Source organism: Vulcaniibacterium thermophilum, from assembly GCF_007923255.1.
Lineage (GTDB): Bacteria > Pseudomonadota > Gammaproteobacteria > Xanthomonadales > Xanthomonadaceae > Lysobacter_F > Lysobacter_F thermophilum.
Map to the genome: position 1 here is coordinate 1 of NZ_VOHJ01000056.1, position 10183 is coordinate 10183.

A 10183-nucleotide genomic window follows, 5' to 3' on the forward strand; every position below is an offset into this window, starting at 1 on the left:
GCGCGCGGCGGACGCGCGGCCGGCGTGGGCGCACCTTCGCCGTCGGCGCGCGCTTCGCCCTGCGCGGCCCGCGGCCGCTCGCCGCCTTCGCGACGTCCACCCTCGCGACGCTCGCCGCCCTTGCCGCCGCGCCGGCGCTTGTTGCCGCCACGGCGTTCCTCGTCGGCCGCGCGCTGCTCGCGCGCCTCGCGGAAGATCTCGCGGATGCTCTCGCCGTCCTCGGCCTCGCCCTCCGCCTGCGGCCGCGGCGCGCGCGGCAGCGCGACCAGCAGCTCCGGCGTCACCGGCTCGACCGGAATCCTCTGCTCGATGTAGGCCTCGATGTCCGGCAGCGACATCGCATAGCGCTCGCAGGCGAAGCTGATCGCATCGCCCTCCGCGCCCAGCCGCGCGGTGCGGCCGATGCGGTGCACGTAGTCCTCGGCGTCGAACGGCAGGTCGAAGTTGTAGACGTGGCTGACGCCCTCGATGTGCAGGCCGCGCGCGGCGACGTCGGTGGCGACCAGGATCTCGAGCTGGCCCTTCTGGAACTTGTTGAGCAGCGACTCGCGCTTCTTCTGCGGCACGTCGCCGGAGAGCACGCCGACCCGGTAGCCGGCCTTCTCCAGCGCGCGCGCCACCCGTTCGACGAACGCCTTGGTGTTGACGAACACCATCGTGCGCGCGCCTTCCGAACGCGACAGCAGACCGAGCAGCAGCGGGATCTTCTCCTCGTCGGCCGGGAAGAACACCTTCTGCCGCACGCGCGCGGCGGTGACGGTCTCGGTCTCGACCACCAGCTTCTCGGGGTCGTTCATGTGCTCGTAGGCCAGCTCGAGCACGCGGTGGCTGAGCGTGGCGGAGAACAGCAGCGTCTGCCGCTCGGTGCGCGCCGGCATCCGGCGCAGCAGGAAGCGGATGTCCTTGATGAAGCCGAGGTCGAACATGCGGTCGGCCTCGTCGAGCACGCACACCTCGCAGGCGTGCAGCGAGACCACCTTGTGCTGCTTGACGTAGTCGATCAGCCGGCCGGGGGTGGCGATGATGATGTCGGCGCCGGCCTGCAGTTGCGCACGCTGCTTGTCGTAATCGACGCCGCCGTAGACCAGCGCGTACTTCAGCCCGAGATCGGCGCCGAACTTGAGCGCGTCCTTGTGGATCTGGATCGCGAGCTCGCGCGTGGGCGCCAGGATCAGCGCGCGCGGATCCTCCGGGCGGCGGTCGGCCAGCGCCGGGCGGGTCAGCAGGCGGTTGAGCGTGGCCACCAGGAACGCCAGCGTCTTGCCGGTGCCGGTCTGGGCCTGGCCGGCGACGTCGCGGCCGGCGAGCGCGATGGGAAGGGTCAGCGCCTGGATCGGCGTGCAGCGGGTGAAGCCTGCGCCTTCGAGTCCGGCCAACAGCGCAGGATGCAGATCGAAGGAGGAGAAGGTGACGTCGGTAAGGGGCTTGTCGCTCATTTAGCGTAGAGGGTGCGCGCACGAGGCGTGCGCTTGCGTGGAGGGCGGTCCGCGCAGCAGACTGCCGGGGCCGGTCGGGCTCGATTGACGCGGCGCGCGGATCGAAGCATCTCGCGTTGCGGCCCTTTGCCAGGGCGCGCGACCGCCCCAGTTTACCGCATGGGCCTGCGGCGCCCCGCCGCCGGCCGTCCCTGACCCCGAGGAGAGCTCCGTGAGCGAGAAGATCGTCCATGTCGGCGACGCCGATTTCGACAGCGCCGTGCTGCAGTCGTCCCAGCCCGTGCTGGTCGATTTCTGGGCCGAGTGGTGCGGCCCCTGCAAGATGATCGCGCCGGCGTTGGACGAACTGGCGGAGGCGTATGACGGTCGCGTGAAGATCGCCAAGGTCAACGTCGACCACAACCGCGCCACCGCGATGAAGTACCACGTGCGCTCGATCCCGATGCTGCTGCTGTTCAAGAACGGCCAGGTGCAGGCCACGCAGATCGGCGCGGTCGGCAAGGCGCAGATCGCGCAGATGCTCGACAAGGCGCTGTGAAGGCGCAGCGGGCCGGGCGGCGGCCCGCGCGGCCGCGCCCCAATGCGGCGTAACCGTACACATCGCACCGCTTGCCGGCCTGCTGCGGCGGTGCTAGCTTCTGGCCATCCGGCGCGATGCGCGCGCCGCACCCCGTCTCGATCAACCACGCCCCGATAGCCCGCTCGCACCCGCGAGCGCTCGCCGCTTAGCGAGGATTCCACGCTTGTCCGATACCACTCCCGAACTCGGCGAGAGCGCCGAGAAGCGCGTGCGCAAGGCACGCGTGCCCAAGGGCGACGAAGGCGCCGCCCCCGCCGAAGCTCCTGCCGCAGCGTCGCCTCCGGCCGCACCTGCCGCCCCCGTCGCCGAGAGCGCGCCCGCCCCGTCCGGCGGCGGTGAAGGCGCCGGCGAATCCGGCGGTGGCGACAACGGCGGCGGCGCGCAGGCGCGCGACGGCGGCTTCGAGGGCGGCCACCGCAACCGCCGCGAACGCTTCCGCAACCGCCGCAACCGCTTCCGCGACCGCGATCGCGACGGCAGCAACGAGGACGGCGGCGACGGCATGCCGCCGCCGCAGCAGCGACCGATGCCGCAGGTGCCGGAAGGCTTCCCGCAGTACTCGCTGGGCGATCTGAAGCGGATGCCGACGCCGAAGCTGCTGGAGATCGCCGAGCAGCTCAACATCCACGAGGGCGTGGCCCGTGCGCGCAAGCAGGACGTGATCTTCGCCCTGCTGAAGGTGCTGACCCGCCACGGCGAGGGCGTCGCCGCCGACGGCGTGCTGGAGATCCTGCCCGACGGCTACGGCTTCCTGCGCGCCGCCGAGGCCAGCTACCTGGCCGGCCCCGACGACGTCTACATCTCCCCGAGCCAGATCCGCCGCTTCAATCTGCGCACCGGCGACCACCTGTCCGGCCGCATCCGCTGGCCGAAGGACGGCGAGCGCTACTTCGCGCTCGCGGTGGTGGACACCATCAACGGCGAGCCGCTGGAAGCGTCGAAGAACAAGGTCCTGTTCGAGAACCTCACGCCGCTGTTCCCGCGCCGCAAGTTCAAGCTCGAGCGCGGCGACGGCTCGACCGAGGACATCACCGGCCGCATCCTCGACCTGATGGCGCCGCAGGGCAAGGGCCAGCGCGCGCTGATCGTCTCCCCGCCCAAGGCGGGCAAGACGATGATGATGCAGCAGGTGGCCACGGCCATCACCACCAACCATCCGGACGTGCACCTGATCGTGCTGCTGATCGACGAGCGTCCGGAGGAAGTGACCGAGATGCAGCGCACCGTGCGCGCCGAGGTCATCAGCTCGACGTTCGACGAGCCGGCCGCGCGCCACGTGCAGGTCGCCGAGATGGTGATCGAGCGCGCCAAGCGCCTGGTCGAGCACAAGAAGGACGTGGTGATCCTGCTCGATTCGATCACCCGCCTCGCGCGCGCCTACAACAACGTGGTGCCGAGCTCGGGCAAGGTGCTCACCGGCGGCGTCGACGCCAACGCGCTGCACCGGCCGAAGCGCTTCTTCGGCGCCGCGCGCAACGTCGAGGAAGGCGGCTCGCTGACCATCATCGCCACCGCGCTGATCGACACCGGCAGCAAGATGGACGAGGTGATCTACGAGGAGTTCAAGGGCACCGGCAACAGCGAGGTGCACCTGTCGCGCTCGATCGCCGAGAAGCGCGTGTATCCGGCGATCAACATCAACCGCTCCGGCACCCGCCGCGAGGATCTGCTGATCGAGCCGGAGCTGCTGCAGAAGATCTGGATCCTGCGCAAGCTGCTGCACGGCATGGACGAGATCGGCGCGATGGAGTTCCTGCTCGACAAGATGAAGAACACCAAGTCGAACGACGAGTTCTTCGCTTCGATGAAGCGCTGAGCGCCGTCCGCGCGCCAGCCGACGAGGCCCCGCGCTGCGGGGCCTTGTCGTTGGTGGAGGCCGCGACGGCACTGCGGCGCGGTCGCAAGGCGCCTCAGGCGGCGAGCGGATCCTCGACGTCCTCGGCCAGCTCGACGCGATTGCGGCCGCCGTCCTTGGCGCGATAGAGCGCGGCATCGGCGCGCGCGAGCCATTGCGTCACGCTCTCGTCCGCGCGCAGCGAGGCGGCGCCGATCGAGACGGTGACGGGCCGGCCGTCGATCTGCAGGCGCGTCTCGACGGTCGTGCGCAGTTCCTCCAGCAGACGCCGCAGCCCCTCGCCTCCGGCGCCGGGCAACAGCAGCACGAATTCCTCCCCGCCGTAGCGGAAGAAGCGGTCGCTGGCGCGGCAGCGGCCCTGCACGATCCGCGCGAACCGCACCAGCACCTGGTCGCCCGCCTCGTGGCCGAAGGCGTCGTTGATGCGCTTGAAGTGATCCATGTCGAGCACGGCGAGCGCGACCGGCAGGCGATGGCGGCGGAAGGTCTCGGCGGCGGCGGCCAGCTCGCTCTCCATCGCGCGCCGGTTGTAGAGCCCGGTGAGCGCGTCGTGGGTGGCGAGCCGTTCGAGCTGCCGGCGCTGGGAGTGGGTGCGCTGCGCGAACAGGAACGAGAACACGCTGGTCAGCGCGGCGGTGACCACGTAACCGGCCCGGTCCAGCGCGTCCAGCACCGGGTCGAACAGCGCCACGCCAACGATCAGCGCCACCGCGGCGACGATCGCGATCCGGCGCGAGGTCATCAGGAAGTTGGACACCAGCGCGGGATAGGTCCACAGCACGCCCGGCAGGCCGAGGTTGACCGCGATCAGCATGCAGCCGAGCGTGTTGTTGGCGACGAACACGATCGCCGCGCGCTGCGGGCTCCCGCCGCGCCAGAGGTAGGCGAGGGTGGCGGCCAGCACGGCGACCACGCCGGTATCGACCGCGCCGGCGAGCCAGTCGCCGCGCAGGAAGCGGTACACGGCGAACGGCGCGATCCCGAGCAGTCCGACGATTGCGAAGACGACGAGGATCGCGTAGTGGACGTCGCTCCGTAGCCGATCGATCGGCATCTGTATCCTTCAGCGGCCCGGCCCCGCCGGGTGGCATGCATGTGTGTGTCCATCCGCATTAGCGGCGGGAATGCGGCCGTCTTGAGGACGGCGCGCGCGCCGCGGGCGCTAGACTCGCCGGCGGAGGTGCCCATGCACGGCGGCGGACTCGAACTGGCCCTGGTGTTCCTGCTCGCCGCGGTGGCGGCGGTGCCCGTGTTCCGCCGCCTCGGACTCGGCGCGGTGCTCGGCTATCTGGCGGCCGGCGCGGCGCTCGGGCCGGACGGGCTGGGCGTGGTGCGCAACGCCGCGCCGGTGCTGGCGGCGTCCGAGATCGGCGTGGTGATGCTGCTGTTCGTGATCGGCCTGGAGCTGTCCCCCGCGCGTCTGCGGGTGATGCGCAGGCCGGTGTTCGGCGCCGGCGGACTGCAGGTGCTGTCGGCCGGCGCGGCGCTGGCGCTGCTGGCGGCGTACGGGCTCGGTCTGGACGGGAAGGCCGCGCTGGTGGTCGGCGTCGGCCTTGCGCTGTCGTCCACCGCGGTCGGTCTGCAGGCGCTGGCCGAGCGCAAGGCGCTCAACACCGACCATGGCCGGCTGGCGTTCGCGATCCTGCTGTTCCAGGACCTGGCGGCGATTCCGCTGCTGGCGGCGATCCCGCTGCTCGGGCGCGCGGCGGCGGACAGCGGGCCGCTCGGCTGGGCGGTGGTGAAGGCGGTCGGCGCGATCGCGGCGGTGGCGATCGGCGGCCGGGTGCTGCTGCGCCATCTGTTCCGCGCGGTGGCGCGCACGCAGATGCCGGAGGTGTTCACCGGCGCGGCGCTGCTGACCGTGCTCGGCGCGGCGTGGCTGATGCAGGCGGCGGGACTCTCGCCGGGCCTGGGCGCGTTCCTCGCCGGCGTGCTGCTGGCCGATTCGGAATTCCGCCACGAGCTGGAATCGCAGATCGAGCCGTTCAAGGGCCTGCTGCTCGGGCTGTTCTTCATCGCCGTCGGCATGAGCATCGACCTCGACCGCATCGCCGCCGAACCGGTGCAGGTCGCGGCGCTGGTGGCGGCGATGATGGCGGTGAAGTTCGCGCTGCTGGTCGCGATCGGCATCCGCCCCGGCGGTCTGGGCGGCCGCGAGGCGCTGCGGCTGGGCGCGGTGCTCGCGCTGGGCGGCGAGTTCGCCTTCGTGGTGTTCGCCGAGGCCACGCGCGCCGGGCTGCTGGAAGCCGCGCTGCGCGACCGGCTGGTGGCCGCGGTGGGACTGTCGATGGCGGTCACGCCGCTGCTGCTGCTCGCGCTCGACCGCCTGCCGCAGGCGCGCGCGGGCGCGCCGCGGCGGGAGTACGACACGATCCCGGACCAGCATCCGCAGGTGCTGATCGCCGGCTTCGGCCGTTTCGGGCAGATCGTCGCCCGCCTGCTGGCGGCGCAGCGGATCCGCTTCATCGCCATCGAACACAACGCCGAGCAGGTGGACTTCGTGCGCCGCTTCGGCAACCCCGTGTACTACGGCGATCCGGCGCGGCCCGACCTGCTGCGCTCGGCGGGCGCCGCGCACGTGCGGGTGTTCGTGGTCGCGATCGACAAGCCGGAGACCAACCTGCGCGTGGTGCGCACGCTGCGCCGGCTCTATCCGGACGCCGTCGTGTACGCGCGCGCCCGCGACCGCCGCCATGCCTGGGCGCTGATGGACCTCGGCGCGCGTGCGATGCGCGAGACGTTCCACACCAGCCTGAAGATGGGCGAGCAGGTGCTGCGCGAACTGGGCGTGCCCGAGGCGATCGCGCAGGCGCGGGTGGAGCGCTTCGCCGAGCACGACGAACGCGTGCTGCAGGCGCAGTACCTGGTGCAGGACGACGAGGACGCGCTGCTGCAGAGCGCCGCCGAGGCGCGCCGCGAACTGGAGCAACTGTTCGAAGCCGATCAGGGCGAAGGCGTGCTGGGCGAGATCGTCGCGCCGGAGCGGCCGCCGACCGGGGCGGGGTGAGACGCGGGCGCTGCGCGGATCGCGCAGGGCGCCTGCGGCGCGCCCTCACCCCAGGCCTCTCCCCCGCCGCGCGGGGAGAGGGGGGATAGCGCGCCTCCGTCCCCGCACGGGCGAAGGCGGACATGCGTGGTCATCGTCAGGACGTGCTGCGTTCCCCGTTCCCCGTTCCCCGTTCCCCGTTCCCCGTTCCCCGTTCCCTGTTCCCCGTTCCCTGTTCCCCGTTCCCTGTTCCCCGTTCCCTGTTCCCCGTTCCCTGTTCCCCGTCCCCTGTTCCCTGTTCCCCGTCCCCTGTTCCCTGTTCCCTCTTCCCCGCTCCCCGCCCCCCTCAGCTCCGGTCGCGCAGGAAGCGCGCCATCGACACCTGGCTGTCCGGCGTGGCCGGCACGAACTCGGCGGCGATGTCGACGAAGCCGCGCATCACCGCGATGTCGCGCGGCGTGCGGTTGAGGGTGTCGCGCAGGTCGGGATCGGCGCCGGCGCGCAGCAGGCGCTGCACCACGCGCAGCAGGCCGTGCAACGCGGCGAGGTGGAGCGGGCCGAAGCCGCGCGGATCCTGGGCGTCGAGGCGCGCCTCGTGGTCGAGCAGCAGGTCGAGCGCCGCGATCAGCACGTCCTCGTCGGCGGTGGTGCCCGGTTCGGCGCGCGCACCGAGCAGCAGCAGCAGCGGCGTCGCGCCGGCGGCGGGCTGGTCGGGCTCGGCGCCGGCCAGCAGCAGCGTGTCGAGCAATGCGACCAGGCGCGTGCGGTCGCGCGCGCCGAAGCCGTACATCGCCGCGCAGTGGATCGCCGCGCGGCCCTGGGCGTCCTGCGCGTGCACGTCGGCGCCGGCGGCGAGCAGGCGCGCGGCGACGTCGGTGAGGCCGAGCGCGCAGGCGACCATCAGCACGGTGAGTTCGCCGGGCAGCCGCTGCTCCAGCGGCGCGCCGGCGCGCAGCAGGCGCTCGACGATGTCCAGGTGGCGCATGCTCACCGCGGCCGACAGCGCGGTGGCGCCGGAATGGGCGGCGAGCGCGCTGTCGGCGCCGCGCGCGAGCAGCAGATCGACCGCCGCGCGATGGCCGCCGCCGGCGGCGCGCAGCAGCGCGGTGCAGCCCTGGGCGTCGACCGCGTCGATCGGCAGGCCGAGCTCGAGCAGCCGGCGCACCGCCTCGGCGTCGCCCTGCATCGCCGCCGCCGGCAGGTCGGCGGCGCGCAGCGGGCGGCGCGGCAGCGGCCAGCCGCGCCAGTCGAGCCAGTCGGCGATGTCGCGGCGGCCGCTGGCGAGCGCCACCCCGAGCGGGGTCTGGCCGTCGGCGGCGCGCGACTCCGGCGAGGCGCCGCGCGCGATCAGCGCGCGCACCAGGGGCTCGCGGCCGAGCGCGGCGGCCAGATGCAGCGCGCTCATGCCGCGGCTGTCGCGCGCATCGAGCGCGACGCCGGTCTCGATCAGCCGCGTCGTCAGCGCCTGCCAGTCGAGGCGGATCGCGAGCGTCAGCGGCGGATCGCCGGCGGACGTGGGCGCGAACGGATCGGCACCGCGGTCGAGCAGCGCCAGCGCGCATGCCTGCAGCCGGCGCGCATCGCCCAGCCCGTGCACGCGCAGGCAGGCGGCCAGCCAGCGCGCCAGCCCGCCGCGACCGGCCGGCGAGGCGCCGCGCGCGAGCAGGGCCTCGATCGCCGGCAGCGCCGCCGGGCCGCGGTCGAACAGCACGAACAGCGGCGTGTCGCCGCGCGGATCGCGCACCTCGGCGTCCGCGCCGTGGCGCAGCAGCCAGTCGAGCGCCTCCGGCGAGGCCTGCACGTCCTCCTCGTGCAGCAGCGCGGACAGCTCGCCGGGGGCGAGCAGCGGCAGCACGCGCTCCAGACCGTCGAAGCGGCCGTCCAGCAGCGCGTCGCGCAGCACCGCGACGGGTGCGCGGTCGGGCGGCACGGCTTCCTCGCCGCTGATGCTGGGCGGCAGGCCGTAGTCGGCATCGAGCGCGGCCACCAGCGCCCAGCGCCCGGCCTCGGCGGCGCGATCGAGCGCGCGCTTGCCGTCGAGGTCGCGGCGGTGCGGATCGAGCCCGAGTTCGAGCAGCCGCTGCACCAGCGCCGGCGTCGCCTGCTCGGCCTGCACCGCCAGCATCAGCGCGTCGCGGCCGTCGGCGTCGTGCGAGTGCAGCAGCAGCGCCGGCTCGCGCGTGCGCGCCAGCAGCGCATCGAGCACCGCGCGGTGGCCGTGGCGCGCGGCCTCGAGCCAGGCGTTGCGGCCTTCCGCGTCCGCCAGCAGCGGATCGGCGCCGGCGGCCAGCAGCGCCTCGACGATCTCGACATGGCCGGCGCAGGCCGCTTCCATCAGCGCGGTGCGGCCGTGGCGGCCGCGCGCGTCCACCTTCGCGCGGTGCTTGAGCAGCAGTTGCACGCCGGCCGGATCGTCGTCCTCGCTGGCGGCGGCGGCCAGCAGCGCGGGCTGGGCGTCGGCCGGCTCGGGCCGGGCGCCGCGCTCCAGCAGGAAGCGCGCCAGCCGCCAGTTGCCGGACGCGCAGGCGATGGCCAGCGGCGTGAAGCCGTCATGGTTGGGCGGATCGAGCGCCGCGGCGGCGTCGAGCAGCAGCGCGGCGACGCCCGGATCGGTGCTGCGCGCGGCGTGATGCAACGGGGTGTTGCCTTCGGCGTCGGTCACGCGCGGATCGGCGCCGTTGGCCAGCAGGGTCATCACCGCTTCCGGCCGGCCGTGCCAGCTGTCGCGGGTGGCGGCCAGCAGCGGCGTGAGCCCGGCATGGGCGAGGTTGAGATCGACGCCGCGCGCGATCAGCGCCCGCAGCAGACGCAGATCGGGCAGCACCGCGGCCAGCACCGCCAGCCCGCGCTGGTCGCGCTCGCCCGCGGGCGGCGGCGCGTGCGGATCGGCGCCCTGTTCGAGCAGCTCCAGCGCGCGGTCCACGCGGCCGGCGCGCGCGGCCTGGTACAGCAGCGGCTCGATCGGCCCGTCCGGCTGCGGCGCGCTGTCGACCGCGGTCGGCGCGAACGCCGGCCAGGCGCGCGGGCGCTCGGCGGCCGGCGGAATGCGCGCCAGCGCCGCATAGGCGAACGGCGGCAGCAGCGCCAGCGGTGCGGCGATCGCCCAGCGCGCCGCGCCGTCGAGCAGGCCCGGCCAGGCGAGCGCGACCGCGCCCGCCAGCGGCAGGGCCACCAGCGCGGCCGCCAGCGCGCCGCGCCAGGGCGACGTATCCAGCTCGCGCAGGCGCGCCCACGCCCGCCGCGGCGGCACGCCGTCCAGCAGTGCCGGCCACAGCGGCCACACCCGCCACAGGGCGATCAGCAGCAGTGCGAACGCGGCGCTGAGC

General features: G+C 73.7%; 6 protein-coding genes. 3 read left to right on the forward strand and 3 right to left on the reverse strand.

Going from position 1 to position 10183, the window contains the following annotated elements; all coding sequences use genetic code 11:
* Positions 1-1436: ATP-dependent RNA helicase RhlB (rhlB, locus tag FQY64_RS14105; protein WP_146475299.1), on the reverse strand; the 1436-nt coding region annotated here is incomplete at its 3' end.
* A gap of 211 nt (positions 1437-1647) precedes the next feature.
* Here rhlB and trxA point away from each other — a divergent pair.
* Both trxA and rho read left to right on the forward strand, forming a co-directional pair.
* The gene (trxA, locus tag FQY64_RS14110; RefSeq protein ID WP_146475301.1) at positions 1648-1974 is read left to right on the forward strand and encodes a thioredoxin TrxA; all 327 of its coding nucleotides are present in this window, start codon (positions 1648-1650) and stop codon (positions 1972-1974) included.
* Between the two features lie 205 nt (positions 1975-2179).
* Positions 2180-3832, forward strand: a complete 1653-nt coding sequence (gene rho, locus FQY64_RS14115) for a transcription termination factor Rho (RefSeq protein ID WP_146475303.1) — start codon at positions 2180-2182, stop codon at positions 3830-3832.
* A 94-nt stretch (positions 3833-3926) separates the two neighbouring features.
* Here the strand turns inward: rho and FQY64_RS14120 are convergent, their stop codons facing one another.
* A complete protein-coding gene (locus FQY64_RS14120; RefSeq protein ID WP_146475305.1) occupies positions 3927-4925 on the reverse strand; it encodes a GGDEF domain-containing protein in 999 nt (332 codons plus the stop codon).
* A gap of 132 nt (positions 4926-5057) precedes the next feature.
* On the opposite strand from FQY64_RS14120, the gene FQY64_RS14125 reads away from it, so the two are divergent.
* Positions 5058-6878, forward strand: a complete 1821-nt coding sequence (locus FQY64_RS14125) for a monovalent cation:proton antiporter-2 (CPA2) family protein (RefSeq protein ID WP_146475307.1) — start codon at positions 5058-5060, stop codon at positions 6876-6878.
* A gap of 325 nt (positions 6879-7203) precedes the next feature.
* Here FQY64_RS14125 and FQY64_RS14130 read toward each other — a convergent pair.
* Positions 7204-10183, reverse strand: a 2980-nt coding sequence (locus FQY64_RS14130; RefSeq protein ID WP_146475309.1) for an ankyrin repeat domain-containing protein, incomplete at its 5' end; no start/stop codon positions are given.

Excerpts from the sequence above, each read along its gene's own strand:
- FQY64_RS14120 (WP_146475305.1), bottom strand. The coding sequence starts at position 4,925 with ATGCCGATCGATCGGCTACGGAGCGACGTCCACTACGCGATCCTCGTC.
- FQY64_RS14125 (WP_146475307.1), top strand. The coding sequence starts at position 5,058 with ATGCACGGCGGCGGACTCGAACTGGCCCTGGTGTTCCTGCTCGCCGCG.